Annotated in this window: 33 protein-coding genes; 18 read left to right on the top strand and 15 right to left on the bottom strand. The window is 59.4% G+C overall.

Translation table 11 applies throughout. The features are described from left to right. Positions 1–54 precede the first annotated feature (54 nt). On the top strand, positions 55–588 hold the full coding sequence (locus tag ACR0AD_RS09450; RefSeq protein ID WP_480484547.1) for a hypothetical protein: 534 nt from the start codon (positions 55–57) through the stop codon (positions 586–588). Here ACR0AD_RS09450 and pncA read toward each other — a convergent pair. Next, a complete protein-coding gene (pncA, locus tag ACR0AD_RS09455) occupies positions 585–1,178 on the bottom strand; it encodes a bifunctional nicotinamidase/pyrazinamidase (RefSeq protein WP_480487026.1) in 594 nt (197 codons plus the stop codon). The two genes, ACR0AD_RS09450 and pncA, sit on opposite strands and share 4 nt — an antisense overlap. Positions 1,179–1,275: 97 nt before the next feature. Here pncA and trhO point away from each other — a divergent pair, with 97 nt between their 5' ends. After that, positions 1,276–2,181 (top strand): oxygen-dependent tRNA uridine(34) hydroxylase TrhO, encoded by a 906-nt coding sequence (trhO, locus tag ACR0AD_RS09460; protein WP_480487027.1) that lies wholly within the window; start codon positions 1,276–1,278, stop codon positions 2,179–2,181. Between the two features lie 65 nt (positions 2,182–2,246). Then, positions 2,247–2,759 carry a potassium channel family protein gene (locus ACR0AD_RS09465; RefSeq protein ID WP_480487029.1) on the top strand — a complete coding sequence of 171 codons (513 nt, stop codon included), beginning with the start codon at positions 2,247–2,249 and terminating at the stop codon, positions 2,757–2,759. 3 nt (positions 2,760–2,762) lie between these two features. On the opposite strand, the gene ACR0AD_RS09470 is transcribed toward ACR0AD_RS09465, so the two are convergent. Then, a complete protein-coding gene (locus tag ACR0AD_RS09470) occupies positions 2,763–3,092 on the bottom strand; it encodes a hypothetical protein (RefSeq protein ID WP_480487031.1) in 330 nt (109 codons plus the stop codon). Positions 3,093–3,279: 187 nt separating this feature from the next. Here ACR0AD_RS09470 and betB point away from each other — a divergent pair, with 187 nt between their 5' ends. Together betB and ACR0AD_RS09480 are read left to right on the top strand one after the other, a co-directional pair. Next, a complete protein-coding gene (gene betB / locus ACR0AD_RS09475; protein WP_480484552.1) occupies positions 3,280–4,734 on the top strand; it encodes a betaine-aldehyde dehydrogenase in 1,455 nt (484 codons plus the stop codon). Positions 4,735–4,853: 119 nt separating this feature from the next. Beyond that, positions 4,854–6,221 (top strand): MmgE/PrpD family protein, encoded by a 1,368-nt coding sequence (locus ACR0AD_RS09480; RefSeq protein WP_480484553.1) that lies wholly within the window; start codon positions 4,854–4,856, stop codon positions 6,219–6,221. Between the two features lie 58 nt (positions 6,222–6,279). Here the strand turns inward: ACR0AD_RS09480 and ACR0AD_RS09485 are convergent, their stop codons facing one another. The 5 genes from ACR0AD_RS09485 to ACR0AD_RS09505 are packed head-to-tail and all read right to left on the bottom strand — an operon-like array spanning position 6,280 to position 10,911. Then, entirely contained in the window at positions 6,280–8,427 is a 2,148-nt protein-coding gene (locus ACR0AD_RS09485) for a hypothetical protein (RefSeq protein ID WP_480487032.1), read from the bottom strand. Then, positions 8,424–9,293 carry a flagellar motor stator protein MotA gene (gene motA / locus ACR0AD_RS09490; RefSeq protein WP_209505140.1) on the bottom strand — a complete coding sequence of 290 codons (870 nt, stop codon included), beginning with the start codon at positions 9,291–9,293 and terminating at the stop codon, positions 8,424–8,426. Before motA ends, ACR0AD_RS09485 begins: the two co-directional genes overlap by 4 nt. Before the next feature lie 47 nt (positions 9,294–9,340). Continuing rightward, entirely contained in the window at positions 9,341–9,925 is a 585-nt protein-coding gene (locus ACR0AD_RS09495; protein ID WP_480487034.1) for a MotE family protein, read from the bottom strand. Beyond that, positions 9,922–10,404: a hypothetical protein gene (locus ACR0AD_RS09500; protein ID WP_480484557.1), complete on the bottom strand. Its 483-nt coding sequence runs from the start codon at positions 10,402–10,404 to the stop codon at positions 9,922–9,924. Before ACR0AD_RS09500 ends, ACR0AD_RS09495 begins: the two co-directional genes overlap by 4 nt. A 9-nt stretch (positions 10,405–10,413) precedes the next feature. Next, complete coding sequence (locus ACR0AD_RS09505) at positions 10,414–10,911, bottom strand: flagellar basal body-associated FliL family protein (RefSeq protein ID WP_480487036.1); 498 nt, start codon at positions 10,909–10,911, stop codon at positions 10,414–10,416. Between the two features lie 118 nt (positions 10,912–11,029). On the opposite strand from ACR0AD_RS09505, the gene fliF reads away from it, so the two are divergent. The 4 genes from fliF to fliP are packed head-to-tail and all read left to right on the top strand — an operon-like array spanning position 11,030 to position 14,220. Next, complete coding sequence (gene fliF / locus ACR0AD_RS09510) at positions 11,030–12,613, top strand: flagellar basal-body MS-ring/collar protein FliF (RefSeq protein WP_480487038.1); 1,584 nt, start codon at positions 11,030–11,032, stop codon at positions 12,611–12,613. Then, complete coding sequence (locus ACR0AD_RS09515; protein WP_480487040.1) at positions 12,613–13,209, top strand: FliH/SctL family protein; 597 nt, start codon at positions 12,613–12,615, stop codon at positions 13,207–13,209. The genes fliF and ACR0AD_RS09515 overlap by 1 nt, the downstream gene beginning before the upstream one ends. Then, positions 13,202–13,489 carry a FliM/FliN family flagellar motor C-terminal domain-containing protein gene (locus ACR0AD_RS09520; protein ID WP_267364617.1) on the top strand — a complete coding sequence of 96 codons (288 nt, stop codon included), beginning with the start codon at positions 13,202–13,204 and terminating at the stop codon, positions 13,487–13,489. Before ACR0AD_RS09515 ends, ACR0AD_RS09520 begins: the two co-directional genes overlap by 8 nt. Beyond that, on the top strand, positions 13,489–14,220 hold the full coding sequence (gene fliP, locus ACR0AD_RS09525; RefSeq protein WP_480484562.1) for a flagellar type III secretion system pore protein FliP: 732 nt from the start codon (positions 13,489–13,491) through the stop codon (positions 14,218–14,220). The genes ACR0AD_RS09520 and fliP overlap by 1 nt, the downstream gene beginning before the upstream one ends. 102 nt (positions 14,221–14,322) lie before the next feature. On the opposite strand, the gene ACR0AD_RS09530 is transcribed toward fliP, so the two are convergent. Together ACR0AD_RS09530 and ACR0AD_RS09535 are read right to left on the bottom strand one after the other, a co-directional pair. Then, positions 14,323–14,922 (bottom strand): MlaC/ttg2D family ABC transporter substrate-binding protein, encoded by a 600-nt coding sequence (locus ACR0AD_RS09530; protein ID WP_480484563.1) that lies wholly within the window; start codon positions 14,920–14,922, stop codon positions 14,323–14,325. Beyond that, complete coding sequence (locus tag ACR0AD_RS09535; RefSeq protein ID WP_480484606.1) at positions 14,912–15,682, bottom strand: MlaA family lipoprotein; 771 nt, start codon at positions 15,680–15,682, stop codon at positions 14,912–14,914. Before ACR0AD_RS09535 ends, ACR0AD_RS09530 begins: the two co-directional genes overlap by 11 nt. 350 nt (positions 15,683–16,032) lie before the next feature. On the opposite strand from ACR0AD_RS09535, the gene ACR0AD_RS09540 reads away from it, so the two are divergent. From ACR0AD_RS09540 to ACR0AD_RS09555, 4 genes are read left to right on the top strand one after another with little or no spacing between them, the layout of a single operon-like run. Further along, entirely contained in the window at positions 16,033–16,488 is a 456-nt protein-coding gene (locus ACR0AD_RS09540; RefSeq protein ID WP_480474299.1) for a RidA family protein, read from the top strand. After that, complete coding sequence (locus ACR0AD_RS09545; RefSeq protein WP_480474298.1) at positions 16,485–17,252, top strand: glycerophosphodiester phosphodiesterase family protein; 768 nt, start codon at positions 16,485–16,487, stop codon at positions 17,250–17,252. Before ACR0AD_RS09540 ends, ACR0AD_RS09545 begins: the two co-directional genes overlap by 4 nt. Positions 17,253–17,297: 45 nt before the next feature. After that, a complete protein-coding gene (locus ACR0AD_RS09550) occupies positions 17,298–18,485 on the top strand; it encodes a GNAT family N-acetyltransferase (protein ID WP_480487042.1) in 1,188 nt (395 codons plus the stop codon). Then, positions 18,482–18,775 carry a 4a-hydroxytetrahydrobiopterin dehydratase gene (locus ACR0AD_RS09555; RefSeq protein ID WP_209505128.1) on the top strand — a complete coding sequence of 98 codons (294 nt, stop codon included), beginning with the start codon at positions 18,482–18,484 and terminating at the stop codon, positions 18,773–18,775. Before ACR0AD_RS09550 ends, ACR0AD_RS09555 begins: the two co-directional genes overlap by 4 nt. On the opposite strand, the gene ACR0AD_RS09560 is transcribed toward ACR0AD_RS09555, so the two are convergent. The 4 genes from ACR0AD_RS09560 to ACR0AD_RS09575 all read right to left on the bottom strand — a co-directional run bounded on the left by ACR0AD_RS09560 (position 18,772) and on the right by ACR0AD_RS09575 (position 20,290). Further along, positions 18,772–19,083 carry a hypothetical protein gene (locus ACR0AD_RS09560; RefSeq protein ID WP_267364626.1) on the bottom strand — a complete coding sequence of 104 codons (312 nt, stop codon included), beginning with the start codon at positions 19,081–19,083 and terminating at the stop codon, positions 18,772–18,774. The two genes, ACR0AD_RS09555 and ACR0AD_RS09560, sit on opposite strands and share 4 nt — an antisense overlap. A gap of 15 nt (positions 19,084–19,098) precedes the next feature. Beyond that, positions 19,099–19,446 carry an EF-hand domain-containing protein gene (locus tag ACR0AD_RS09565; RefSeq protein WP_480487044.1) on the bottom strand — a complete coding sequence of 116 codons (348 nt, stop codon included), beginning with the start codon at positions 19,444–19,446 and terminating at the stop codon, positions 19,099–19,101. Positions 19,447–19,456: 10 nt separating this feature from the next. After that, positions 19,457–19,702 (bottom strand): glycine zipper 2TM domain-containing protein, encoded by a 246-nt coding sequence (locus ACR0AD_RS09570; RefSeq protein WP_480487046.1) that lies wholly within the window; start codon positions 19,700–19,702, stop codon positions 19,457–19,459. A gap of 102 nt (positions 19,703–19,804) precedes the next feature. Further along, complete coding sequence (locus ACR0AD_RS09575; RefSeq protein ID WP_480474293.1) at positions 19,805–20,290, bottom strand: redoxin family protein; 486 nt, start codon at positions 20,288–20,290, stop codon at positions 19,805–19,807. Between the two features lie 99 nt (positions 20,291–20,389). On the opposite strand from ACR0AD_RS09575, the gene ACR0AD_RS09580 reads away from it, so the two are divergent. The 4 genes from ACR0AD_RS09580 to ACR0AD_RS09595 are packed head-to-tail and all read left to right on the top strand — an operon-like array spanning position 20,390 to position 22,991. Further along, positions 20,390–21,601 carry an NAD(P)/FAD-dependent oxidoreductase gene (locus ACR0AD_RS09580; protein WP_480484567.1) on the top strand — a complete coding sequence of 404 codons (1,212 nt, stop codon included), beginning with the start codon at positions 20,390–20,392 and terminating at the stop codon, positions 21,599–21,601. Further along, entirely contained in the window at positions 21,598–22,158 is a 561-nt protein-coding gene (rsmD, locus tag ACR0AD_RS09585; RefSeq protein ID WP_480487048.1) for a 16S rRNA (guanine(966)-N(2))-methyltransferase RsmD, read from the top strand. The genes ACR0AD_RS09580 and rsmD overlap by 4 nt, the downstream gene beginning before the upstream one ends. Next, the gene (locus ACR0AD_RS09590; protein WP_480487050.1) at positions 22,151–22,786 is read left to right on the top strand and encodes an HAD family hydrolase; all 636 of its coding nucleotides are present in this window, start codon (positions 22,151–22,153) and stop codon (positions 22,784–22,786) included. Before rsmD ends, ACR0AD_RS09590 begins: the two co-directional genes overlap by 8 nt. Before the next feature lie 25 nt (positions 22,787–22,811). Further along, positions 22,812–22,991: a hypothetical protein gene (locus ACR0AD_RS09595; protein WP_267364635.1), complete on the top strand. Its 180-nt coding sequence runs from the start codon at positions 22,812–22,814 to the stop codon at positions 22,989–22,991. Here ACR0AD_RS09595 and map read toward each other — a convergent pair. Then, a complete protein-coding gene (gene map / locus ACR0AD_RS09600; RefSeq protein ID WP_480484570.1) occupies positions 22,979–23,791 on the bottom strand; it encodes a type I methionyl aminopeptidase in 813 nt (270 codons plus the stop codon). The genes ACR0AD_RS09595 and map overlap by 13 nt on opposite strands. Before the next feature lie 275 nt (positions 23,792–24,066). Here map and ACR0AD_RS09605 point away from each other — a divergent pair, with 275 nt between their 5' ends. Next, positions 24,067–24,984: a homocysteine S-methyltransferase family protein gene (locus ACR0AD_RS09605; protein ID WP_480487052.1), complete on the top strand. Its 918-nt coding sequence runs from the start codon at positions 24,067–24,069 to the stop codon at positions 24,982–24,984. A gap of 55 nt (positions 24,985–25,039) precedes the next feature. Here the strand turns inward: ACR0AD_RS09605 and sfsA are convergent, their stop codons facing one another. After that, complete coding sequence (gene sfsA / locus ACR0AD_RS09610) at positions 25,040–25,771, bottom strand: DNA/RNA nuclease SfsA (RefSeq protein ID WP_480487054.1); 732 nt, start codon at positions 25,769–25,771, stop codon at positions 25,040–25,042. Between the last annotated feature and the right edge of the window lie 13 nt (positions 25,772–25,784).

Consider the following 25,784-nt stretch of genomic DNA (forward strand, 5'->3'; position numbering starts at 1 on the left):
TGTTTTCGCCGGTTAGTGAGAGAAGGGGATGGAAAGACGAAACTGAGTTTGTGAATGGGTCTCGAGTACGATTTTGATATTGTTAATGTAGCACTGAACGAAATTGACCCGGAGAAGCTGGGGTCAGACTCTGACGTGGAACGCCAGGTGTGTGCGGTGTTTCGCGACATCAGAACAGCAGATGCGCTACGGGGAACATCGCCGAAAATCCGCAAGATTTTCCTGGATGCCGGGTTCAGCCTCGAGTCGCGGAACAGCGGCATCGTGCCCGGTGTGTTTCCGGCCGAAGATCAGGTGGACCGGGTCAGGATTCTGCGTTCTCTGTTTGAGAACATAAAATCGCGCGGCGTTCAGGGGGAATATTGCGGCGAGTTCAACCTGTGGGATTTTCTGAATTACATTCGGATGGCGCAGCCCATGGCCGGGATCGTGCGCACGCGTCAGGTGCGCAAACCACCGCCACAGCCACAGCAGCCTGTTTCGGACCGTCGGCGTTCTATTTCGGGGCGTATCGGGCTGGCGTTTGGGCTGGCCGTTGTTTTGTTTGTGACGATCAAACTGCTGGCGGCTGCCGGGGCGACCCCTTAGGTCAGCGTAACACCGGCGTCGCGCATGGCCTGCTCGGCGGCAGCCAGTGATCCGTCCATGTCAATCGCGCGGCAGGCATCCATCCGGACTGTGACATCGAATCCCAACCGGGCAGCGTCTACAGCCGAATAGTGAACGCAGAAATCGGTCGCCAATCCAACCAGTGTCAAACGGGTGATGCCTCGGGTCTCAAGATAGCCTTTCAGGCCTGTTGGCGTCTGATGGTCATTTTCGAAGAACGCGGAGTAGCTGTCGATGCCACTGCGGAACCCCTTGCGCAGGATCAAATCACCATCAGTGCGCAACTCGGGGTGAAACGCAGCACCGTTTGAGCCCTGAACGCAATGGTCCGGCCACAGCACCTGCGGGCCATAAGGCATGTCGATCAGCTCGAACGGGTTTTTGCCTTTGTGCGAGCTGGCAAAGGAAGAATGCCCCGCCGGATGCCAGTCCTGCGTCAGGATCACGGCGTCGAACTCCTCCATCATGGTATTGATAGACGCGACGATTTCGTCTCCTCCGGCCACTGCCAAGGCACCGCCCGGGCAGAAATCGTTCTGGACATCGATGACAAGCAGGGCATGGGTCATGGCGGCCTCCGTATAACTGCCTTATCGGTAGGGGGCAGGGGCCGGGGCGTCAATGCAATCCCTTGCGACTCCGGGTTTGCGGGGGTAGATCGCGCATATGTACACGATCGCTGCCCTCTATCACTTTACCCGATTCCCAGACCCCGTCACACTGCGCGAACCGTTGCTTGATCTGTGCCGCGCGCAGTCCGTCACGGGAACGCTGTTGCTGGCGCAGGAAGGTATCAACGGCACCATCGCAGGTCCACGCGCCGGGATCGATGCGGTATTGGCACATATCCGGGCCTTGCCCGGTTGCTCGGATCTGGAGTGGAAAGAGGCGACCTCGGACCATCCGCCTTTCGGCAAGATGAAGGTGCGCCTGAAGAAAGAGATCGTGACCATGGGTCAGCCGGATGTCGATCCGCGCGCCCGTGTCGGCAACTATGTCGATCCGCAGGACTGGAATGATCTGATCCGTTCGGACGATGTCGTGGTGATCGACACCCGCAATGACTACGAAGTGGCGATCGGCACGTTTGAAGGCGCAATCGACCCTGAAACAGCCAGTTTCCGCGAATTTCCTGCCTGGTGGGAGGCGAACAAGGACCGCTTTCACAACAAGCGCGTTGCCATGTTCTGCACCGGCGGCATCCGGTGCGAGAAGTCCACCAATTACCTGCTGGGGCAGGGGGTCGATGATGTCTATCACCTCAAAGGTGGCATCCTGCGCTATCTTGAAGAGATGCCATCCGAAGACAGCTCGTGGCAGGGTGAATGTTTTGTGTTCGACAATCGTGTCTCGGTAGGGCACGGCCTTGTTGAAGGACCGCACAAGCTGTGCCATGGCTGCCGTCGCCCGATCCTGCCCGAGGATATGAAACGCCCCGAATATGAACATGGTGTGTCCTGTCACCAATGCATCGACGAGACCTCCGAGGCCGACAAGATGCGCTTTCGTGAACGGCAAAAACAGATAGTGCTTGCGCGCAAGCGGGGCGAGCCGCATTTGCGGCAGGACTGAAAGCGGGTTGCAGGCCCTTGCTTTAGGTCGGATGATCACCGTCAGACTAGGCTGAGAGGGCGTTCATGCACCGCAAACCCACAACTCTGGAAGAATGGAAATCGACCCTGATTGCTGCATTGGGGCTGGTTCTGACAAGTTTTCTTGCCTGGTTCGGGCTATCGCGTCTTAACGAAACCGCTGCGGGTGACATGATCGGAACAATCGCGTCGGTTGGCCTGCTGATCTGGCTGGTGTCGCAATCCTGGTACTACATGACACAGGTGAAATCGCCGCGACGGCTTTTGTTCCTGATGGGCGTGTCATTCATCCAGGTCGTCCCGTTCCTGTTCGCCGCCGTCTACGGGGCTTTTGGGTACAACGACAACTGTGTGGTCGGGGCGCAGGGTCCGGGGGATGTCCTGTATTTCTCATATGTCACCTTCACCACGGTCGGGTATGGCGACATGTCCCCGACCGGCCTGTGTCGCGGGCTTGCAGTGTCCGAGGCTGTGACCGGTTACATTCTGCTGGGTATGTTTGTTGCGGCTGCGGTTGCGCTTTATACCCGCAATCATGCGCCAGAAGACCCTAAGTAAGGGTTATCTGTTGTGATCAATCCAGCGGGACATCATTTTCTTGTCCCGAAAACACTCGGACGGGATCGGGCGGTGCTTGCTGCGTGAGATCCGTTCGGCGAATGCCACCTGCTTGCCCGTCGGGTAATCGTCGAATTGCGAGGTGCCGCGCGGTTTGTGGGCCGAAATCCAGTCGGACAACAACCGCCTGTCGCGCTGCGCCTCGACCGGGATCTCAAGCGCTGATTTCTCGGCAATGGCGCGCGCATATCGCATCTGCCGGTCTGTTACCGGAAGCAGATGGTAGTCGTTGTTTGGCCCGTTCAGTGCCACGTGGCGCATGTGCTGGGTCATCGGTTTGTCCTCTGACTATGTGGAACATATATAGAACATTAACCAAAAATTTCAAGGTTTGTGAGCGATGGCAGGCGTTATCTTGCCGCTTGGATGATTTTATTGACTGGCTAGTCAATAACCGTTAGGGCCGATTCCAAACGACCAAATGCCCCGTCCGGACGGGTGTTTAAGAAAAGGACACGGTATGAAGTTTCAGCCCAAGGCCAGCCATTTCATTGACGGCGCCTATGTCGAGGATACCGATGGCGCGGCCATTGACGTGATCTACCCCGCTACCGGCGAGGTGATTGCCCGCCTGCATTCGGCGACACCGGCGATTGTGGAAAAGGCTCTGAACAGCGCGAAAACGGCTCAGGCAGCCTGGGCCGCACTGACTGGAACGGAACGCGGCCGCATTCTGCGCCGCGCGGCCGACATCATGCGCGACCACAATTATGACCTGTCGGTTCTGGAAACCCATGACACCGGCAAACCGATTCAGGAAACTACGGTGGCAGACGCCACATCGGGTGCGGACGCGCTGGAGTATTTCGGCGGGTTGGCCGCCTCTCTGACCGGCGAGCATATTCCGCTGGGCGGTGGCGATTTCGTCTACACCATCCGTCAGGCGCTGGGCGTTTGCGTCGGCATCGGGGCGTGGAACTATCCCACGCAGATTGCCTGCTGGAAAGGTGCCCCGGCGCTGGCCTGCGGCAACACGATGGTCTTCAAGCCCTCGGAAACGACGCCTCTTTCGGCGTTGAAAGTGGCCGAGATTCTGGTCGAGGCCGGCGCACCCAAAGGTGTCTACAACGTGATTCAGGGCTATGGCGACGTGGGGGCCGCGCTGGTCACCGATCCGCGTGTGGCCAAGGTCTCGCTGACCGGATCGGTGCCGACAGGCCGCAAGGTTTATGCCGCGGCGGCTGACGGTATGAAGCACGTGACCATGGAACTGGGCGGCAAATCTCCGATGATCGTCTTTGACGATGCCGACATCGAAAACGCGGTGTCCGGCGCGATCCTTGGCAACTTCTATTCATCGGGCCAGGTCTGTTCCAACGGCACCCGCGTCTTTGTGCAAAAAGGGATCAAGGATGCCTTCCTGAAACGCCTGTCCGAACGTCTGGCCAACGCCAAAATCGGCGATCCGATGGACGAGAACGTCAGCTTTGGTCCGATGGTCAGCGAAAACCAGTTGAACATCGCGCTGAGCTACGTCGACAAAGCCAGGGCCGAGGGCGCAAGGCTGGTCTTTGGCGGCAACCGGATCGAAGGCGGCGGTTTCTACATGCAGCCGACCGTTTTTGCTGATGTGACCGATGACATGACCATCGCGCGCGAGGAAATCTTTGGCCCCGTCATGTCGGTGCTGGATTTCGACACGGAATCCGAGGTCATGGCCCGTGCCAATGACACCGAATTTGGTCTGGCCGCAGGCGTCTTCACCAATGACCTGACCCGCGCGCACCGTGTTGTGGCCGGGTTCGAGGCGGGAACCTGTTATATCAACACCTATAACCTTGCCCCGGTCGAAGCCCCGTTTGGGGGATCGAAGATGTCGGGTGTCGGACGTGAGAACTCGAAGCTGGCGATCAACCATTTTTCGGAAATGAAAACAGTCTACGTTTCCATGAATGACGTCGAAGCCCCTTACTAGGGTCTTTTCTTCGTTCGTTTTCCTCTGTTCCCGACATTTGGCGTCGGGAACAGAGTACAAGCCCGCCCTTACCTGTGGCTGACTTTCCTGTACCGGCCCCGCCCGACAGGAGAGCTCTCATGACGCATAACCCGCAGACAAATACATTTTCCAGGGTTGCCGATTTCACGCTGACCCGCGCGGCCTCGGACATGCCTGAAAGCGCACTAGAGGCTGCGGCGCTGATGATGCTCGACACGATGGGGATCCTGATCGCATCCGGCCCGATGCAGGCAGGCGTGATCGCGCGGGACACGGCGGCATTGCTTTATGCCAGTACCGATCCTGCATATGGCGCACGGATGTTGTTCGATGGCCGCACCGTCAGCATGGCGGGTGCTGCCTATGCTGCCGCCACGCAAACCGACAATCTGGACGGTCACGACGGATATAACCCCACCAAGGGCCATATCGGGGTGGTCGTGTTGCCAGCGCTGGCCGCACTGGCCGAACATTGCCCGAATCTGACCGGACCCGAGGCTTTGGCGGCGGTCGTTGCCGGGTACGAGGTGGCCGGGCGCGCGGGCCTGTCGCTGCACGCAAGTGTCAGCGATTACCACACATCCGGTGCCTGGAACGCGCTTGGCGTGGTTGCGATGGCGGCGCGCCTGCGCGGATTTTCTGTCGACCAGATGCGGCAGGCGATGGGAATTGCCGAATATCACGGTCCACGCAGCCAGATGATGCGCGAGATTGCCAACCCCACAATGCTGCATGACGGGTCGGGTTGGGGCGCGATGGTGGGGCTGTCCGCCGCTGTTCTGGCCGAACGCGGCTTTACCGGCGCGCCCGCCATCACAATCGAGGCGGAAGAGGTCACACCCTACTGGGAGGATCTGGGAACCTTTTGGCAGGTCGAACATCAATACGTGAAACCCTATCCGATCTGTCGCTGGGCCCATGCCGCGATTGATGGCGTGCGCGCTGTCATGATCGCGCATGACCTGACCAGCACGCAGATCGAAACTTTGCATATCAGCAGCTTTCATCAGGCGGCCTGCCTTTTTGCGGGACTGCCCGAAACAACTTCGCAAGCGCAGTATTCCCTGCCATTTGCCGTGGCAGTTCAGGCCGTTTACGGGCGCATCGGCGTTGAACAAATCTCAGGGTCTGGCCTGTCTGATCCTGCGGTCGCCAATCTGATGTCCCGCATCACGGTCGCGGAAAGCGAACACCACAGCGTCCGGTTTCCCGAAGGGCGCTGGGCAGACGTCACGATCACGGCAACGGATGGCCGTGTTCTGAAATCCGGGGATATTCATGCCCGCGGCGGCCCCGAGGCCCCCATGTCACGGGACGATGTCATCGCCAAGTATACGCAGTTTGCGGCCCCCGTGCTTGGACAAGATCGTGCCGACCGCATCCGTCAAGTGATACTTAGTTGGCCGGACAAAAGCGCGCGGTATGCAGACCTGACACCGCTGATTTTTGATCCACCAGAACCGTGAACCGCGCCCCGTCCCGCCTGCAACGATCCGGGCAACTGGACCGGTTGGCTGGGAAACCTCACTCCACCCTGACCGTGTTCAGCATTTCGACGATCCTCTGCCGCGTTGCCAGACTGTCCTCCAGCAGGCTTCCCGCATCCGCCAACGGCTTGCCTGACACGCGAACCGGCGGGGCCAAAAGGGCCTCGGAGGTTTGGTTGAGGCTTGCGTACTTTCCGTCAGAGGGCCCAATCCTTTCCTCCGGTAACCCGGCCAGCCATAGGTATCGGTTTGCTTCTTCCTGTTGCCCGCGGTTCTGCATGAGTTCGGCCACCGCCGCATAGTCCTGCACCTTGTCCAACGCCTGCGCCTGCAGGACGAGCGCCTCGTCCGAGGTATCATTGGCCAGCTCAAGCATGGCCTGTTGCGGGCGGTCCGACAACAACGCCGCACGGGCGCGCAGACGGGCACGCTCTGACCGCCGGGCCTGATCTTCAGGCCTGTTTGCCAGCGCAACGGCCTGATCGGCAAAGCCAAGCACGGCCAGGCGTTCGGCCAGTGCAATCGCGGTATCCGTGGATAGCACCGCCGCCCGGCCCGACTGCTGCACCAATGTGACCTGGCGCAAAAAGGTAAGGTCGTCTGATCGCTCTGCCAGCAATTGCAGGTGACGGTTGAAAGCGCTGTTGCTGTCCGAACCGTCTGGCAAAGACTGGATCACATCGAATGCGCTGTCGAAATCCTGGCTCAGACCCAGGGCAATCGCATGGGTGCGGTTCATCATCGGGCCCAGTTCAGATCGCCGGAACTCGATCGCGTAAGACGCGGCCAGTTCAAGTTCCCTTGAAGACACAGTCTTGCGGTCGGACCACCGCTTTTCCACCAGCCGCGCCAAAGCCAAAGGCGCTTCGCTCTTGGCCACGGCCGAGGTCGTGACCTCGGTCAACAGCGCCTCTTCAAGGGCGCTGTCGCCTTCGGCTTCGGCGACGCCAGCACGGGCCAGCGTGGCGTTCGGGGACGGGTTCTGTTCAATCCGGTCGACCGAACGCATGATCCTTCGCGCGGCCTCCAGTTCCTGCGCGTCTGTCAGGATATCCGAAAGCCGCGTGCCAAGGTGGCGGCGAAGATGCTCTGGCAGCTTTGCAAAGCTGTGTTCGATGGCTTCAAGATGTGCATCAGGTGCCAACTTTCCCTCAGATAGCACGGCCCAAAGTGCGATGTCGCTGTTGCACCGTTGCTGGCCCCTGAATGGATTTGAAACCTGTGCTGGCCGCTCATCCACCAGCCGTGCAATCCCTTTAACACGGTCAATCTCATCCGATGGGGGGGTCAATAACTGCAAAACCTTCAGCGCCTCGGCCCCAAAGCCGTTATAGGCATAGAGCTTTGCCAATTTCAGCGCGCTTTCCGCGTCAAGACGGTCGAACTCTTTGTACAGGGCGGTGCGCAGGACGGACACCTGCTCTGGAAACGGGCGCGTCCCGGACCATGTCGTGAAGCCCAGTTCAGCCGTTGAGATACAAACCGGGTTGTTATCGATCTGCTGCAAACCAGAGTTCAGAATGTCCTGCAGATCATCCAGAACCGAGGTCACGCGTATGTTCGACGTCAATCCGGGTAACGGTGTCACGGCCTCGGACGAGGCAGAACGGCGCGGTCCGACAGGTGCCAGATTCAGGTCCAGCAGCTCACGGTCCGCCCCTTGCACCAGACGGGTCGACAACTGATCCCTGATCCCGTGCGTCTTCCCGGTCAGAAGCGGCAGGTCCAGCTGGGAAAGAAGCTTGTGTTCCGCGGGAGAAGCTTTCGGCGCTGCCGGTTTTTTTCGAGTCGGCGGAGGGATTTCCGCAAGCAAGGGGGGCAGGGCTATTGCTGGCGCAATGTCCAGAACGATCATCGAGTTTCGAAACAGGAACGCCGACGCGGTGCAGTCGCAACCGAATTCCAGCTCAAGCGCGCCACCGGGTTGCGCTTGCGACAGCGCGGCCAGCCGATCTGATGTCAACCGCCCGAACACCGAACCCGTCCGAAATGTGACACCCTTCAGGTCAATTGCCAGCTTGGCGCCGTTCTTGCGCTGGCTCAGAACCCAACCCGTATCCGGTGGAACGGTGAAAACCAGCCGGGTGTAGCCGTCATGTTCACCGGACCGCACAGTCACCTCTTCAGAGGTTGCGGCCGTTGCAAGCGTGATCAACGCTGCAACCAGTATCGCGGTTTGCCTCATGCTGCGGCCCGTTTGAGCTCTTTCAACGCATCCTCAAGCTCAGAGAAACCGGGGCGGTTGTGCGTTGGTGTGTTCTGGCGTCCGACCTCAATGCACATGGCAGCATTGTGGTTGTGCAGGTTTGCAACCAGAACTTCCTTGATCAACTGATAGAAGTGGTTGTCTTCCTCGACAACGGATTTCAGCTTGGCCGCAAAGGGACCAACCAGACCGTAGGCCAGAAAGACACCCAGAAACGTACCCACAAGGGCGCCGCCGATCAGTTTTCCCAGAACTTCCGGTGGCTGATCAATGGACCCCATTGTCTTGATTACCCCCAGAACGGCGGCGACAATTCCAAGTGCGGGCAGGCCGTCGGCCACGGTTTGCAAGGCGTGGCTCGAATGCAGGGCATGGTGGAAATTCGCTTCCATCCGTTTCTCCAGAACCTCTTCGACCTGATGCGGATCGTCGTAATTCATCGCCGCGGACCGCATCGTGTCGCAAATCAGATCAACCGCTTCCTTGTCGGCCTGAATTCTGGGGTAGGACGAAAACAGGTCCGAGCTGCCGGGGTCTTCGATATGCTGTTCCACCTCTACCGGATTGGCGCGGGCAATGCGGATGAGGGAAAACAGCAGGCACAACAGGTCGCGGTAATCCTCGGGCTTCCATTTCGGGCCTTTAAAGACCTTCCCCATGTCCTTGATCGTGTGTTTCACGCCGCCGATGTCGTTGCTGATCAAAAAGGCACCAACCGCGGCACCACCGATCATCATCATTTCAAACGGAAGCGATTTCAGAATGATGGTCATCTTGCCGCCAGCGGCCAGATAGCCGCCGAAGACCATCACGAAAATGACGACAATTCCAACAATTCCAATCATCTGAGATCTCCGGCTATGTGTGTTGCAACCGCGGGGAACACGGGCGACTATTCCTGAGGGGCCGAGGCGTTTCGGCCCGCCATGACAACGCTGATCGTATAGGCCGCTTCGGGGCTGAGCCCCGCCAGAACCCCGGCTGCCGCATCCGGTGACATGCGTGACAGAAACCCGGCGGCAAAGGTCGGGTCCATGGTTTCGAACAGCGCAGCCGCGTCTTTCGGCTTCATGTTCTGATAGATATCGGTCAGGCGCGTCAGGTCGTTTTCCGCCGCCCTGTCCGCCAGCGCCAGAGTGGTGCGCAACGACTCCTCGGCCTCCTCAAGCGCGGCCATGCGCATCTCAATAGCCTGACCCGCGATTTCCAGAGCGTTTTCCCGCTCGCGCAGCATGTCTTCCTTTTGTTTGACACGCTCTTCCCGGCGCAGAAGCTCGGTCAGCAAAACTTGCATGTCACGGGTGTCGGACGGGGCGGGTTCATCGTGTTCCGCCTCAGGTTTGGCTGGTTTGGCAAAGGCGGGTCCGGCTTCCAGTCCGATGCGGATAGCGGCCGAGCCGATCATCAGCAATGAGATCACGGCAAGCACCCCTCCGCGGGGCCGCGCGTTGGGAGTGTTGATCCGCGGGCGGCTCATGCCTGCGCCTCGCCTTGCTTGCGGTCATGCCGGAAGAACATCAGCCCCTCAGGTGCGCGTGCCTGTTCTTGGGGCGCAGCGGCTTCGCTGGCCTGCGGCTCGGGTTTGCCTTCGTGCTTCACGCTCTCCGGAACTTCGGTGATGGTGCTTGTCGCTGAAATCTCTGCCTCGGGTTGGGGATCAGCGTCTTTTTCGGGCACGACGTCGTGCATTGACGCCATCATGAGTTCCAGCCGCTGTGCCACCGTTTCGGCGCGCCCCGTCAGCGCCTTAAGCTGGTCGCCTGACTGATCAGAGGCGTTTCGCGCATCATCCAGTGATTTCCGCAGCTCTTCCGCTTGGGTTGACAACACCGCTACCGCGCCGCCGACGCCCTTTTCAAGATCGGCAAAACGCTTGAGACGGCGCGACAGCACAAAACAATACAGACCCGCACCCATGGCGCCGGCGACCAGCAAAATATCCGCAATCAGCTCCAATTTCGCCTCCTAGTTCAGAACAAATTCCATCACCAGCACGTCGCGCACGCGACCTTCGCCAACGACAATCTCGATGCGGCGTAGCAGGTGGCCCCGGATGCGCATCAACGCCAGTGAATCCTCAAGATCCATTAATTCGACGGCCCGCAGATACCCGTTCAGGACATCCATGATTCGCGGTCGCATTTTTTCCACGTCAGTCATGTACGGGGCGTTAACCTCAAGCTGTGCGTGAAACTTCAGATGCCGCGCGCCGCCGGAATTCACCGAAACGATCACCGGCGGCAAATCGAGAAAGGCAACATCCGCCAATGCCTTGGCCGGTTCTTCCTTTTCCAAGTCATGGCTTTCCGCCTTCTCGGCCTTGTTTCCCAGAGGCAGCAGCCCGGATGAGGTCAGGAAATACCCACCGGCGGCACCGGCGATGGCCAGAATCACTCCGACGATCATTCCTTTTTTCCCCTTCTTTTCCGGGGTTTCCGCCTGTTCAGCCGTTGCGTCGGTCATGACGTCCTCATTCCTGTGATCTGCCCTGTCATAACCTTGCAGGGACTAACCGATTGTTAAGGGCAATCGTCCAAACAGAGGACGCGCCGGGCAGAATGTCGGCGAGTCGGAGGTGAGCGTGCAGCAGATCGGAACTGTCTGGGCAAGTTTGGACAGGCGTAAACAAATCGTCGTTGCCGGTGCGGTTGTGCTGGTGTTTCTGGGGATCCTCGGGATGTCGCGCCTTGCGACAGCGCCGTCGATGACCTTGCTTTACGCGGGTCTGGAAAGCGGTGCCGCCGGGGATATCGTGCGCGCGCTGGATCAGCGTGGCGTGACCTTCGAGATTCGGGGCGGATCAATATACGTCTCTGGCGCACAACGGGACGAGCTGCGGATGACTTTGGCCAGCGAAGGTCTGCCGGCCAACGGCAACAAGGGCTATGAATTACTGGATTCGCTGAACGGCTTCGGCACCACATCCCAGATGTTTGATGCCGCCTACTGGCGCGCGAAAGAGGGGGAACTGGCGCGCACGATCGTGGGCAGCCCGCATATCAGCCAGGCCCGCGTTCATATCGCCAATGGCTCTGCCAATCCGTTTCAGCGCAGCGTCGCACCGACGGCTTCGGTTTATCTGGTGCCCTCGGGGGGGGATATCACCGGTGATCAGGCCAAGGCCATCCGGTTTCTTGTCGCCTCGGCCGTTAGTGGTCTGTCGCCTGAAAGCGTGACTGTGATCGATTCGAACGGGTCCGTGATTGGCGAGCAGGACACCGCCGTTGCCGCTGACATGGCAGATGAGAAGGCACGGCAGCTGCGGGAACGGGTTCTGCGTCTGGTCGAAGCGCGTGTCGGTACGGGGAATGCGGTTGTCGAGGTCAGCGTCGATACCGAAACCAGGACAGAATCCCTGCGTGAGCGGCGCTTTGACCCCAAAAGCAGGGTGGCGATCAGCACAGATGTCGAGGAACGCTCCGACAGCGTGCGCAATCAGTCATCTGATGTCACGGTGGCCTCAAACCTGCCCGACGGCGATGGCGCGGGGGGGGAGGAATCGAATTCGACCGGGACCCAGACACGCGAGCGGGTGAATTACGAGGTTTCCGAAACCGAGCTGGAGGTGCACACTGCCCCCGGTGCGATCAAACGCCTGACGGTTGCCGTTCTGGTTAACGGAACGCGGGCGGTGGATGCCTCGGGCGCTGAATCCTTCACGCCGCTGCCACAGACGGAACTCGACGCACTTGAGGAGCTGGTGGCCTCGGCTGTGGGATTTGACGCCGCGCGTGGGGACGTCATCACGCTGAAATCATTGGATTTACCAGTGGTCACGCCGCAAGGCACGCTGGTTTCCTCGTCGCTTTGGCAAAACATCCATCTGGACGCCATGTCACTGATCCAGATGGCCGCGCTGGCGCTGGTGTCGCTGGTGCTGGCGTTGTTCGTGATCCGTCCGATCCTGATGAAACCTGCGATGGTCCCGGCGCTGTTGCCAGCTGCGGAGGGACGGGCACCGGCCCCGTCGGTCCTGACCGGTGAAATTGCAGCCGACGGAACGGCAGAGTTCACGCCACTGCCCCAACAAGGGACCGTTCCCGTGCTTGGGGTCAGTGCCATCGGGGACCCGGTTGATCGGTTGCGCGCAATGATCGGCGACAAACAGGAAGAAACGGTCGAGATCCTGCGCAGTTGGCTTGAAGAAGGTGAGGAGCGCGTGTGATGTCCATCGCTCATCTGCTTGAGGATTTCACCACCCGAACCAGCGCCGGAGCAGTTCTGTATCTGGACGAGGAAGCGCTTGAGGAACAACGCCTTGCCGCGTTCGAAAGCGGGTACGGCGCCGGTTGGGAGGATGCCGCGCAGGCGCAGGAACAGAACCGCGGCCGCGTTTCAGCTGAACTGGCGGGTTCGCTTGAGGATATGTCCTTCACCTATCACGAGGCGCTTAACCGGATGACATTGTCTCTGGAACCGATGTTCGAAAGCCTGGTTCAGACCGTATTGCCTGACATGGTCGAACGCGGGCTGGCCGCCCGGATCGTCGAACAGCTTTGCGAGATGGCGCGCATGGAAATCGAACAACCGATGCAGATCATGGTGCCGGAAGGGTGCGCGCAAGCCGTTCAATCCCTGCTGCCGCAGACCTTGCACTCCGCACCGCGCGTCATCGAAGACCCTGGCCTGGCCCCCGGACAGGCGCGATTGCAGGTCGGCACAAGCCGGCGCGAGATTGATTGCGCGGCCCTGCTGTCCACCATTGCACAGGCATTTGACGCATACGTCTTTGAGGCAAGAAAGGCTTTGTCCAATGAATGACACCCAGTTCCCGAAAACCGAAAAACCCAATCCTTTCGAAACGGTTCCGATTGAAGTGACCGTTTCGGTTGGCCGCGCCCGCCCGTTGATCCGGGACTTGCTGAACATGGGTGAGAACGCGGTGCTGACCCTGGACAAGCGGATCGAGGACCCGGTCGACCTTTATGTCGGGGATCAGCTGGTGGCACGCGGGGTGCTTGAGGAGATGGAGGGCGATCAGGCTGGGCAACTGGCCGTGCGCCTGACCGAGATTGCGGATCTGCAAAACGGAATCGGCTGATGCGCTATGTGATCTGGCTGGGTCTGGCTGTAGTGGTGTCCCTGCCGTCGATGGCGGCGGCTCAGGATGTAACCCTGTCGCTGGGCGAAGGCGGTTCGATCTCGGCCCGCACCATCCAGCTGATCCTGTTGATCACGGTGCTCAGCGTTGCTCCGGGTCTGGCGATCATGATCACCTGTTTCCCGTTTCTCATCACCGTTCTGTCGATCCTGCGGCAGGGTGTCGGCCTGCAGCAATCGCCGCCGAATATGCTTTTGGTCAGTCTTGCGCTGTTTCTGACCTATTTCATCATGGACCCGGTGTTCACCGAGGCCTGGACCGCGGGAATACGCCCGATGATGGAAGAAACCATGGCGGTCGAGCCCGCGCTGGAACGCGCGTTAGAGCCGTTTCGCACCTTCATGGCGAACCGGCTGGATTCAGATACGTTTTATGCAATGGCGGCCCTGCGCCCCGGCGGTGACGCGGTCGAGCTGTCTGCCCAGGCCCCGTTATCGGTGTTGATGCCCTCTTTCATGCTGTCCGAGATCGCGCGTGCCTTTCAGATCGGGTTCCTGATCTTCCTGCCCTTTCTGATCATCGATCTTGTGGTTGCGGCGGTGCTTATGTCGATGGGCATGATGATGGTGCCACCTGCCATCGTGTCTTTGCCGTTCAAGCTGGCGTTTTTCGTAATCGCCGACGGGTGGGCTTTGATCGCAGGCGCGTTGGTTCGCAGCTACATGCCGTAAATCTGTCAGGCACGCGCATCATGAGAAAGGGTCAGGCAGACCCGACCCTCTTGAACTTCCAAAAACACGAGCTGTCCGGCACACTTTTGTGCCGGAAACGGCTTAACCCGTCTTTTTCAGATCCGTGATCAGTTGGTTCAGGTTGCCTTTGCGGGCATCCAGCATTGCGCCAATCTCGGTGCGTTCGGTCAGCAACAGATTCACGCCTTCGATGAACATGTTGTAGAACTTGTCGCGGCCGGATTTGTCGGAAACAAGGAACGTCACATCGAACGGGGCTGATCCGCGCAGCTTGACCATCGTGCGAACCTCGAACCCGGCCTTGATCCTGCGGGCATTGCGAACATCGACCTCACCGCCGATGAACTCGCGGAAACGGCGGCCGTATTTGCGCGAGATATAACCCTGAAATGCAGCGGTGAACTGTTTCAGCTGGGTCGGGCTGGCTGAGCGGGCATCCGCACCCAGCGCATAGCGCGCCATGATCGGCACGTCGGCATATTGAGCGAAGATCTTTTCGAAATCGCGCAGCATCGCTTTTTCGGACTTGCCCGACTCGATCACCCGGTTGATGTCGGTAACCACGCTGGTCACAAGCGCCTTGGCGGCGGCCTCGGTCTGGGAAAAGGCAGGTACGGGTAGCACTGCCAGCGCCAGCCCGGCTGCGATAAAATGACGGCGGTTCAACGCGTTATTCGGCATAGGGGTCCTCGTAGGGGTCAAGATAGGGGTCCCTGACCGGGTCCGTTCCGGTTTCGGCATAGGGGTCAGAATACAAGTCCAGATAGGCGTCTTCGTCATCTCTTGCCAGTTCGAAGCGGCGGTTTTGCAAATAGATCAGGCGGGCCTGCGCATAGCTGTCAGCACTTTCGTAAAGAATGGAATCGACAGTGTCCGAGAACCGGCCCCGATCTCCCATGCGCCGTACGATCTCGGCGTAGACGCCAAGGTTGTCGGTGGGGCGGGTCGGGCTGAAATTGATCGGGTTCGAGAACAGGTTGACCACAACCCCAATCGCATCCCTTTGGGTCGACGGGCCATAGAATGGCAGCTCGATATAAGCGCCTTCACCCACTCCCCAGACATGCAGGGTCTCACCGAAATCCGTGTCCACCGGTGGCAGGTTCAGCTCATCAGCGGGCGAAGACAGGCCAAAGCCACCAACGGTCATGTTGATCACAAAGCGCAGCAGGGCGTTGCCCATCTGTTTCGGGTTGCCCTGAAGCAGGTAGTCAACAGCCTGACCGGGCAGCGAGATGTTTTCGGCAAAAGTGCTGAAACTGGTGACCATCGGGTCAGGAACGATTTTGACATAGCCTTTCGAGGCCGGCCGGAACAGAAACCGGTCAACACCCAGATTGAACTTGTGAATTCCCCGGTTCGCATTTTCATACGGGTCAAACACGTCACTGCGCGAGGCACCCTCGGGCGGCGTGGTTGCACAGGCGGACACAACGGCCATGAGCGACAGTAAAACAAGGTGTTTCAGGCGAAATCTGCTCGACACGATCTTTGTCTCTCCTAAATGGCCCGGCATATGCGCCTGCCGGACATTCAATCAATAATCCACCAAAATCCACGTGCCGGAGCGGCACAAGTTGCAGTCACATAGTCGTTTCAGGTCTTAAATGAAACACCTTGCGTGTAACCTGTTCATCACGGTGGGGTAAAGTGACCGTCGATCAACAGTGAATTTTCAGTAAAGATACGCTCAGATCGCAGGAAGGCCGAAATTTACCGGTTTCCGTCTTTCCCAATCCGTGCTTCCCGGTTAGCGTCCCGCAGAGTTGAATTTAGGGAAGGACCCTCGCAATGAGCATCGCTGCCAAACTGGAAAGCCTCGGTGTAACGCTGGAAGACGCGCCCGCGCCTGCGGCCAACTATGTGCCTTTCGTGCGTGTCGGCAACATCCTTTATGTATCTGGCCAGATCTCGAAGACTGATAAGCTGATCACCGGAAAACTGGGCGATGACTTGGATGTCGAAGCCGGGGCTGCGGCGGCGCGTGTCTGCGCGATCAACCTGCTGGCACAGGTCAAGGCGGCTTGCGGCGGCGATATCGAAAAGCTGGTCCGCGTGATCAAGCTGACCGGATTCGTGAACTCGACCGCTGAATTCACGGCACAGCCGCAGGTGATCAACGGCGCGTCCGATTTTCTGGTCGAGGTGCTGGGCGATGCCGGTCGCCATTCGCGTTCCGCCGTCAGCGCGGCGTCGCTTCCGCTGGGTGTCGCGGTCGAGATCGAAGGCATTTTCGAAATCGAATGACGCCGCCCCTACCAGATGTGTTTTTGCAGGCCCCGATTGCGCATCGGGCGCTGCACGACATTACCAAGAACCGCCCGGAAAACAGCCGGGCGGCCATTCGTGCCGCGATTGAAGCTGGCTACGGGATCGAGATCGATCTTCAACTGACATCGGACGACCAGGCAATGGTCTTTCACGATTATGACATGACCCGTCTGACCGGGCAGTCGGGCCCCATTCAGCAGGTCACGGCACTGGCCGCCTCTGGCACGCCGCTTCTGCATGGGGATGACGGCATTCCGACACTGGATGATGTGCTGGAAATTGTCGCGGGCCGGGTGCCGTTGCTGATCGAATTAAAGGATCAGGACGGGGCGATGGGCACGAAGGTGGGCGCGCTTGAACGCGACACCGTACGCGCGTTGCAGGGCTACAAAGGCCCGGTGGCCCTGATGTCCTTCAATCCCAACTCGGTCGCTGAACTGGCGCGGCTGGCCCCGCATCTGCCGCGCGGGATCACGACCTGCGCGTATGAGCCCAGTGTCGAGCTTTTGCCGCAAAGCGTCTGCGATCACTTGCGCGATATCCCGGATTTCGACCGTGTCGGCGCCAGTTTCATCAGCCACGAAGCCGCAGACCTGTCGCGCCCCCGCGTGGCGGAACTCAAGGCGCGGGGCGTGCCGATCCTGTGTTGGACAATCCGGTCGCCCGAACAAGAGGCAGAAGCCCGCAAGGTTGCCGACAATGTGACCTTCGAAGGCTATTTGGCCGCGCATTCGACTTGAACCCCCTCCGTGCGGTCACAGATAAAGGACAGGCGCGGAGGACATATGGATCAGGCACAGATCGAGATTCAGGTACTGGGCGCTCTGTCGCAGATTTCAGAGGCAGAGTGGGATGCCTGCGCCTGCCCCGAAGCTGCCGATGGCGGGCGGCCGCTTGGTCCCTTTACCACACATCGCTTTTTGCTGGCGCTGGAGGACAGCGGCTCGGTCGGGCGTGGCACCGGCTGGCAGCCGCAATACCTGACCGCCTATCATGACGGGATGTTGATCGCGGCGGCCCCGATGTATGCCAAATCGCACAGCCAGGGTGAATATATCTTCGATCACAGCTGGGCCCATGCCTATGAAAGCGCGGGCGGGCGGTATTACCCCAAACTGCAAATCGCGGTGCCGTTCACCCCGGCAACCGGGCGGCGGTTTCTGGTGCGTCCGGGCTATGAACGGATCGGCATGTCGGCGCTGGTTCAGGGGGCGGTGCAGCTTGCGGCTGACAACCGGGTTTCGTCCCTTCACGTGACCTTCTGTACCGAAGACGAAGCCCTTGCTGGTGAACAGATGGGCCTGATGCTGCGCCGATCGCAGCAGTTTCACTGGCTGAACGATAACTATTCAGATTTCGACGACTTCCTGAGCGCGCTGTCGTCGCGCAAGCGCAAGACTATCCGGAAAGAACGCGCGCAGGCCTGTGGTTTTGGCGGTGAGATCCGCACTCTGACCGGTGACCAGCTGCGCCCCGAACACTGGGACGCGTTCTGGCGGTTCTACCAGGACACCGGATCGCGCAAATGGGGCTCACCCTATCTGACGCGGCAGTTCTTTGATATTGCACAGGACACGATGGCAGAAGACATGGCCCTTGTGCTGGCCGAACGGAATGGCTTTCCCATTGCGGGTGCGTTGAACTTCATCGGCCGTGAAACCCTTTTTGGGCGCTATTGGGGCTGCATCGAACATCATCCCTGCCTGCATTTCGAACTGTGCTATTATAGGGCAATCGACTTTGCCATTGCCCAAGGTCTGGCCCGGGTCGAGGCAGGCGCACAGGGCGAACACAAGCTGGCGCGAGGGTACCTGCCAACACGCACGCATAGCTTGCATTGGGTGGGCGATCCGGGTTTTGCTGATGCGGTCAAGAAATATCTGGACGCCGAAGGCCACGCAGTGGAAGAAGAGATCGAGATTCTGACGGATTACGGCCCGTTCAGGAAATCGAACCCGGAGGAACAGCAATGACCGAACTCTTGTCGACCGAAACCCGTGGCCCGCTGCTGGATCCGCTGTTCAAAAACGGTTGGACCATGGTTGAAGGCCGCGATGCGATCACCAAGACCTTCATTTTCGACAATTTTGTCCATGCCTTCGGCTGGATGACACAGGTGGCAATCTGGGCCGAGAAGTGGAACCATCACCCCGAATGGTTCAATGTCTACCGCACGGTCGAGGTTGTCTTGTCCACCCATGACGTGGGCGGCCTGTCGTCGCTGGATGCCAAGCTGGCCCGCAAGATGGACAGTCTGTGCTAGCGATCGTTGCGGCCTGACCCTTCACCGCCAGCCAGCGATGCGGCAGTGCCCATCTGCCGGAACTCGGCAGGCGTGACAGTGCCGTCGCTGACGTCAATTGCCCTTGGAATGCCCGTGGTCTTGTTTCCGATCTGACGCACGCTGCGCGCGGCCGGGTTGATATCCAGACACTTGTTTTCATAGCAGGTCAGGCCAGACAGGTTGATCTGAATGCGGGCCTGCCCGTCCGGGCCTGTCACCAACGGGGCCTGCGGCACGTCACAGGCCGCAACCAGCGCCAGCGCTGTCAAACCGAGCCATTTGTTCATCTCATGCTCCTGCCATTAATCAAGCTGACCATTCCCGTTCTGATCGGCAGACAGGAAATCCTCGCCCATCTGGGTGTCAAATTCAGGTCTTGAGATTACGTTGTCGCCGTTTCGGTCAGCGTTGCGGAACAGTTTGATGTCCATGAACGGTTTGGCCTCGGCCTGACCCAAAGTGCCGTTCCTGTCTTCGTCCATCGTCTGAAAGGCGTAATCCGAGAAAGCATCGAACTCGTCTTTGGACAGGAACCCGTCATTGTTGGCGTCGATGGCCTTCAACTCGTTTTCGTGCAGTTCAGCCACGCTTTCGGCGTGACCCGAACCGGCCAAAGCCACCATGAACATCACTAGGCTTAGCTGTTTCATATCGACCTCCTCAGCACGCGAATCTCTGACCTTCGATGCCGCCAGCGGCAGCGCCCGCTGCGGTCAGGATCGTCTTGCCTGATCCGCCACCAAACTGGTTGCCGATTGCGCCCCCGATCAGCGCCCCGCCCAACGTTCCGCCCAGACAGGCGATTTCGTGCTGGCGTGCAGCTTGCTGTTGCTGAGTTGGGACCGGTCCACAGGCCGCCAAAAGGGCCGCGCCGGACAGTAATAGGTAGAACGCGTTAAGTTTCATGAAAAACTCCCCGTATGAATACGCCAAGTATTCGCGCTCTGGGGCGGTGCTTCAAGTTAAATTGGCGGCGAAAGGCCCCGGTCGGACCGGGGCCGATCAAAATCAGATCACATCCAACAGGCCTTCACCGGCGGAAATCTCGCAGGCGCCGGGGTTTTCTTCCATATTCAGCACCGTGACCGTGCCATCCTCGACCAGCATTGCATACCGCTTGGACCGCGCGAAAAGCCCCACGGGCGGCGCGTCGAAATCCATGCCGATGGCCTTGGTGAACTCTGCCGCTGCGTCCGACACCATGGTCAGCCCCGCCTCGGTCGCGCCTGTGGATTGCCCCCACGCCTGCATCACAAACGGATCATTGACCGAAAGGCACAGGATCTCGTCCACGCCCTTGGCGTCAAACTGTTTCTTTGTGCGGATGAAACTGGGCACATGGGCGGTCGTGCAGGTTCCGGTATAGGCCCCCGGCACGGCAAAGATCACCACCTTGCGGCCTTTGGTCTTGTCTGAAATCCGCACCTCTTCCGGCCCGTTCGCACCCATCTGGATCAGCGTTGCTTCGGGTAGGGTATCTCCTGTTGAAATCATTATTCAGCTCCTGTCGTTTGGATTTGCAGAAATGTGCTTAGCCGCAATATAGGTGGTCTGAACACGGTGACCACTTGAAAACTACGGGGTAGGCAAAGCATGAACCATATTGTCGTGATCGGCGCGGGGCAGGCAGGCGCCTCTTTGGTGGCTCGTCTGCGCAAGGACGGGTTTGCGGGTGAGATCACTCTGATCGGGGCCGAGCCGCATCTGCCCTATCAACGCCCACCCCTGTCCAAAGCCTATCTGCTGGGCGAGATGGAGCTTGAGCGTCTGTTCCTGCGGCCCGAAAGTTTTTACACGGAAAACAACATCACCCTGCGTTTGGGTCAGCGCGTCACCGGTATCGACCCCAAGGCCAAAACGGTCACCCTGGGGGATGAGGTTATCTCTTACGACGAACTGGCGCTGACCACCGGATCGGACCCGCGCCGCCTGCCTGCCGCGATTGGTGGCGATCTGGACGGTGTGCATGTGGTGCGCGATCTGGCCCATATCGACGAGATGGAGCCCAAAGTGACCGAAGGCGCCCGCGCGCTGATCGTGGGCGGCGGGTATATCGGGCTCGAAGCTGCCGCTGTCTGCGCCAAGCGCGGCGTCAAGGTCACTCTGATTGAAATGGCCGACCGTATCCTGCAACGGGTCGCAGCGCCCGAGACCAGCGATTATTTCCGCGCGTTGCACAGTGCATACGGCGCTGACATCCGCGAGGGTGTCGGGCTGGATCGTCTGATCGGCGAAAACGGCAAGGTCACCGGCGCGGTTCTGACCGACGGCACAAAGTTGGACGTTGATTTTGTAGTGGTTGGCGTCGGCATTGCACCCGCGACCCAGCTGGCCGAGATGGCCGGGCTGGAACTGGATAACGGCATCAGGACCGACGCCCATGGCCGCACGTCCGACCCGTCGATCTGGGCGGCTGGCGATTGCGCCTCTTTTCCGCATGGCGAAGGCCGCATCCGTCTGGAAAGCGTCCCCAACGCCATTGATCAGGCCGAGATCGTGGCCCAGAACATGCTGGGCGCGGCCAAGGATTATGTGGCAACCCCGTGGTTCTGGTCGGATCAATACGACGTCAAGCTTCAGATCGCGGGCCTGAACACCGGATATGACCGCGTGGTGACGCGGCAGGGCGAAGGGCAGACCGTATCCTTCTGGTATTACAACGGTGACAAGCTGATTGCGGTCGACGCGATGAACGATCCGCGCGCCTATATGGTTGGCAAGCGCCTGATCGAGATGGGAAAAACGGCAGACCCGGCCGTCGTGGCCGACCCGGATGCAGACCTTAAACCGCTGCTCAAGGCATGAGGATCATCGCCGGAGAGTTCCGCGGTCGCGCCCTGACCCCCATCGGCAAGGGCGATGCGGGCGCACATCTGCGCCCGACCACCGACCGGGTGCGCGAAAGCCTGTTCAACGTGCTGGCCCATCAGATCGATTTCGACGGCCTGCGCGTGCTGGACCTGTTTGCTGGCACCGGGGCGCTTGGGCTCGAAGCGCTGTCACGCGGCGCGGCACATGTCACCTTCGTTGATGACGGGCGCGTGGCGCAGGGTTTGATCCGCAAGAATATCGACCTGACCCGCAGTGCCGGGCGCACCGACCTGATCCGCCGCGATGCAACCCGGTTGGGCGAAAATCCGGGCGCACCCTACGATCTGATCTTTCTGGACCCGCCCTATGGCAAGGCCATGGGACAGAAAGCCATCGCCGCGCTGTCCAATGGCTGGATCGCGGATGATGCGCTGCTGGTTTGGGAAGAAAACTCACGGATGCAGGCTCCGGCCGGGTTCACGTTGCACGACAGCCGCAAATATGGCGACACCTATATCTCATTGATGCGGAACGGTGATCAAAGTGCATGATCTGGTCATTTTCGATTGCGATGGCGTTCTGGTCGACAGCGAGGTGATCTCGAACCAGGTGCTGGCGGACAATCTGGCGGGCTATGGCCTGCACCTGACCTTGCCCGAATGCATGTCCCTGTTTGTGGGCGGAACCATGGTCGGGGTGCGCGACAAGGCGCGTGCGATGGGCGCTGATCTTCCCGAAGACTGGATTGATCAGGTCTATGCCGAAACCTACGACCGCCTGCGCGCCGGTGTGCCTTTGGTGCCGGGTGTCGCGGACCTGCTTGCGGCGCTGGATCAGCGGGGCATCCCCTGTTGCGTGGCCTCAAACGGCAGCCCGGACAAGATGCAGATCACGCTGGGCCAGAATGGGCTTTGGGACCGGTTCAAAGATGTGATGTTCTCGGCCCATGTGCTTGGCACCGGCAAGCCTGATCCAAAGATGTTCCAACTGGCGGCCGAGAATTTTGGCGCACAGGCCCCGGTGGTCATCGAAGACAGCCACAATGGCGTTACAGCCGCAATCCGGGCCAATATGCGCTGTCTGGCCTACGCGCCGCATGGCGGTGGTGACAGGCTGGCCGATCTTGGGGCCGAGGTGATCACGGATATGTCACAGGCGCACCCGCTGTTGGGACTCTGACTCCCAACTGTGCTAGGGTGCAGCCATGGATCATGCTCTGACACCCTTTGTCTGGACAGTCTCCCGCGACGCCGAGGTCATGGCGAAACCTGACCCCAAGCCCCTGCGCGCGCCGGTGTTCATCCACGATGCGGTTACCCCTTGGGGGGCTGAGACGATGCTGCTGAAACTCCTGCGCGAACAGGCCGCCGATCAGGACGAATAGGTCGGGTGAAACTTGCCGCCTGGCGACAGGGTAAAGATATCGACCCCATCCGCCGTTACGCCCACCGAATGCTCGAACTGTGCCGACAGCGACTTGTCGCGGGTCACGGCGGTCCAGTCATCGGCCAGTGTCTTGGTTTCGGGACGGCCCAGATTGACCATCGGCTCGATGGTAAAGAACATGCCTTCCTCAAGAACCGCGCCTGTGCCGGGGCGGCCATAATGCAGCACATTCGGCGGCGCGTGGAACACGCGGCCCAGACCGTGCCCGCAAAAGTCGCGAACAACACTCATCCGGTGCGCTTCGACATAGGCCTGAATGGCATGGCCGATATCGCCGAACGTGTTGCCCGGCTTGACCATCTCGATGCCCTTGAACAGTGCGTCATGGGTTACCTGGATCAGACGCTCGGCCTTGCGCGGCAGTTTGCCCGCCACATACATGCGCGAGGTGTCACCGAACCAGCCATCCACGATGACGGTCACATCGATGTTCAGGATATCGCCATCCTTCAGCTTCTTGTCACTGGGAATACCGTGGCAAACCACATGGTTCACACTGATGCAGCTGGCGTGCTCATATCCTTTATAGCCGATCGTGGCCGAGGTCGCGCCCGCATCCTCGACCATCTGCGTGATCAGCCCGTCAAGCGCACCCGTGGTCTGACCGGGAAAGACATGCGCGGCGATATCATCCAATATCCGCGCCGCCAGAGCGCCCGCCGCGTGCATCCCGGCAAAATCACCCTGTTCATAGATGCGGATACCGTCCTTGGTCAGGCGGCCACGATGCTCTTTCATCGACGCAAAGCTCCAAATGTTACGCGCGGCACTTCTTTTACGCTGCTTGTGCAGAAAGTACCAGAGGGCGCAGTGTATCAGGCGGCACATGGGGCAGAACCACGAGAGTTCAAGAACTTGAACTGAAGTTAGGTTTCAAATCCGGTTTGACCCATCGACCATTGCGTTGACGCATAACGGATTGGCGTTTGTTCAGTTTACACAGCAAATTTCACAGACAGCCTCTGCCCTGTTATTGTTGCGATGAACTCCAACAACTAAAGGAGCGCACTGAAGTGCCACGACAGCTCCCGCACGAGACAGACAAAAAGTATTTGGTTTTTGCCGGAACTGGCACGGATCTGATCTTTAACCACGGCATAGATTTGCCGGGATTTGCCTCATTTCCATTGCTAGAGAACCCAGAAACCCGTTCTGTCCTGGCAGGTCAGATGCACGCGCTTGTTCAGTTGGCGGGCGAGATGGAAGTGGGTTGTATACTTGATGCACCGACTTGGATGGCCAATGCTGATCGGGCTGCTCCTCTGGGTTACGATGCCGAACAACTGGATGAAATAAACCGGGATGCTGTCGCGTTAATGGAAGACGTGCGTCAGAGCGCTGGTCGAGATGACGTTTTGGTTTCTGCCTGCGTCGGCCCACGCCACGATCCCTATGCGGACGTTCCGGCCATGTCGATCGATGATGCCCGTCAGTATCACAGTGCGCAGCTTGCCGTTTTGAAACAAACCAGTGTCGACTTGGTGACAGCTTATACGTTCAACAGACCTAGCGAAGCAGCGGGCTGCATTCTGGCTGCGCAGGATTTGGGACTACCGATAGTGATGTCATTGGTAGTTGAAACCGACGGGTGTCTGGCTGATGGAACAAAGCTTGTAGACGCGCTGGATCAAATCGATGTCGCCACGGATGCGGCTGCGCAGTTCTTCATGGTCAATTGTGCCCATCCGACCCACTTTTCCGATGCGCTAAATCGCCATCCAAGACTAAGAGGCGTTGTCGCAAACGCATCAAGTTGCTCTCATGCGGAACTGGATGAGGCCGAGGAATTAGACGAAGGTGACCCCCATGTGCTTGGGCAAGAGATTGCGGACGTCGTGCATAACAACCCGTCAATTTCAGTGATAGGAGGGTGCTGCGGTACAGATATGAGGCATTTGAAACTCATGGCACAAGCGGTTGCTGCGTCTTAGACGCGCGCCAAACAGTCTCAATCAGTGCTCCTTAGTCAATCGCGCGCATTTTGGGCTACGTCAGCAGGCCAGGGTCATGCTGGTTGATTACTGGAAAGGTACTGACGTCAACCCAAACCCCATCCGGCGCAATCCGCGTCCCGCAAATCATCCGCTCTACCCCTTGCGCCTGCGCGACCTCAAACGCCGCCGCATAGGCCGGGTCGATATCCGCGGCCAGCGCGAACCGGTCGCAATCGGTGCGTTGCACCAGGTACAGCATGATCGCCCGGTGCCCCTGCGCTGCCATCTGTGCCAGCTCGCCCAGATGTTTGGTGCCGCGGGCGGTGACGCTGTCGGGGAACTCGGCCAGACCGGGCTGGCGGGACAGCGTCACGCTTTTGACCTCGATAAAGGCATCTGGCAGGCCGGGGCCGCTCAGCAGGAAATCGATACGGCTGTTTTGCCCGTATTTCACCTCGGGCCGGACGGTGTCATAAGCGGCCAGCTCGGGGATCTCGCGCGCCTCAAGCGCTGCCCGCAGGGCGCGGTTCGGGACGGAAGTATCGACCCCGGTGAAATGCCCGTTTTCGTGATCCACCAGCCGCCAGCCGAATTTCAGCTTTTTCTTCGGGTCGTCATTGGGCTCAAGCCAGATCAACTGGCCCGGTTCGGCCAGCCCCATCATGGATCCCGGATTGGCGCAATGGGCAGTCACTTCGTGCCCGTCTTCCAAACGGCAATCGGCCAGAAAGCGTTTGTAGCGACGGATCAGGCGGGCGGGGACAAGAGGGGTTCCAAAACGCATGTCTCACGGCCTA

This window comes from Ruegeria sp. BH8, from assembly GCF_056538065.1.

Coding starts and splice junctions, on each gene's coding strand:
- ACR0AD_RS09565 (WP_480487044.1), bottom strand. CDS start 19,446: ATGAAACAGCTAAGCCTAGTGATGTTCATGGTGGCTTTGGCCGGTTCG.
- ACR0AD_RS09515 (WP_480487040.1), top strand. CDS start 12,613: ATGTCCATCGCTCATCTGCTTGAGGATTTCACCACCCGAACCAGCGCC.
- ACR0AD_RS09595 (WP_267364635.1), top strand. CDS start 22,812: ATGGATCATGCTCTGACACCCTTTGTCTGGACAGTCTCCCGCGACGCC.
- ACR0AD_RS09545 (WP_480474298.1), top strand. CDS start 16,485: ATGACGCCGCCCCTACCAGATGTGTTTTTGCAGGCCCCGATTGCGCAT.
- motA (WP_209505140.1), bottom strand. CDS start 9,293: ATGATTGGAATTGTTGGAATTGTCGTCATTTTCGTGATGGTCTTCGGC.
- ACR0AD_RS09520 (WP_267364617.1), top strand. CDS start 13,202: ATGAATGACACCCAGTTCCCGAAAACCGAAAAACCCAATCCTTTCGAA.
- ACR0AD_RS09550 (WP_480487042.1), top strand. CDS start 17,298: ATGGATCAGGCACAGATCGAGATTCAGGTACTGGGCGCTCTGTCGCAG.
- ACR0AD_RS09530 (WP_480484563.1), bottom strand. CDS start 14,922: ATGCCGAATAACGCGTTGAACCGCCGTCATTTTATCGCAGCCGGGCTG.
- ACR0AD_RS09560 (WP_267364626.1), bottom strand. CDS start 19,083: ATGAACAAATGGCTCGGTTTGACAGCGCTGGCGCTGGTTGCGGCCTGT.
- ACR0AD_RS09505 (WP_480487036.1), bottom strand. CDS start 10,911: ATGACCGACGCAACGGCTGAACAGGCGGAAACCCCGGAAAAGAAGGGG.
- map (WP_480484570.1), bottom strand. CDS start 23,791: ATGAAAGAGCATCGTGGCCGCCTGACCAAGGACGGTATCCGCATCTAT.
- fliP (WP_480484562.1), top strand. CDS start 13,489: ATGCGCTATGTGATCTGGCTGGGTCTGGCTGTAGTGGTGTCCCTGCCG.
- ACR0AD_RS09570 (WP_480487046.1), bottom strand. CDS start 19,702: ATGAAACTTAACGCGTTCTACCTATTACTGTCCGGCGCGGCCCTTTTG.
- rsmD (WP_480487048.1), top strand. CDS start 21,598: ATGAGGATCATCGCCGGAGAGTTCCGCGGTCGCGCCCTGACCCCCATC.
- betB (WP_480484552.1), top strand. CDS start 3,280: ATGAAGTTTCAGCCCAAGGCCAGCCATTTCATTGACGGCGCCTATGTC.
- ACR0AD_RS09535 (WP_480484606.1), bottom strand. CDS start 15,682: ATGGCCGTTGTGTCCGCCTGTGCAACCACGCCGCCCGAGGGTGCCTCG.
- ACR0AD_RS09470 (WP_480487031.1), bottom strand. CDS start 3,092: ATGACCCAGCACATGCGCCACGTGGCACTGAACGGGCCAAACAACGAC.
- sfsA (WP_480487054.1), bottom strand. CDS start 25,771: ATGCGTTTTGGAACCCCTCTTGTCCCCGCCCGCCTGATCCGTCGCTAC.
- ACR0AD_RS09485 (WP_480487032.1), bottom strand. CDS start 8,427: ATGAGGCAAACCGCGATACTGGTTGCAGCGTTGATCACGCTTGCAACG.
- ACR0AD_RS09465 (WP_480487029.1), top strand. CDS start 2,247: ATGCACCGCAAACCCACAACTCTGGAAGAATGGAAATCGACCCTGATT.
- ACR0AD_RS09540 (WP_480474299.1), top strand. CDS start 16,033: ATGAGCATCGCTGCCAAACTGGAAAGCCTCGGTGTAACGCTGGAAGAC.
- trhO (WP_480487027.1), top strand. CDS start 1,276: ATGTACACGATCGCTGCCCTCTATCACTTTACCCGATTCCCAGACCCC.
- ACR0AD_RS09575 (WP_480474293.1), bottom strand. CDS start 20,290: ATGATTTCAACAGGAGATACCCTACCCGAAGCAACGCTGATCCAGATG.
- ACR0AD_RS09450 (WP_480484547.1), top strand. CDS start 55: ATGGGTCTCGAGTACGATTTTGATATTGTTAATGTAGCACTGAACGAA.
- ACR0AD_RS09495 (WP_480487034.1), bottom strand. CDS start 9,925: ATGAGCCGCCCGCGGATCAACACTCCCAACGCGCGGCCCCGCGGAGGG.
- ACR0AD_RS09555 (WP_209505128.1), top strand. CDS start 18,482: ATGACCGAACTCTTGTCGACCGAAACCCGTGGCCCGCTGCTGGATCCG.
- pncA (WP_480487026.1), bottom strand. CDS start 1,178: ATGACCCATGCCCTGCTTGTCATCGATGTCCAGAACGATTTCTGCCCG.
- ACR0AD_RS09580 (WP_480484567.1), top strand. CDS start 20,390: ATGAACCATATTGTCGTGATCGGCGCGGGGCAGGCAGGCGCCTCTTTG.
- ACR0AD_RS09480 (WP_480484553.1), top strand. CDS start 4,854: ATGACGCATAACCCGCAGACAAATACATTTTCCAGGGTTGCCGATTTC.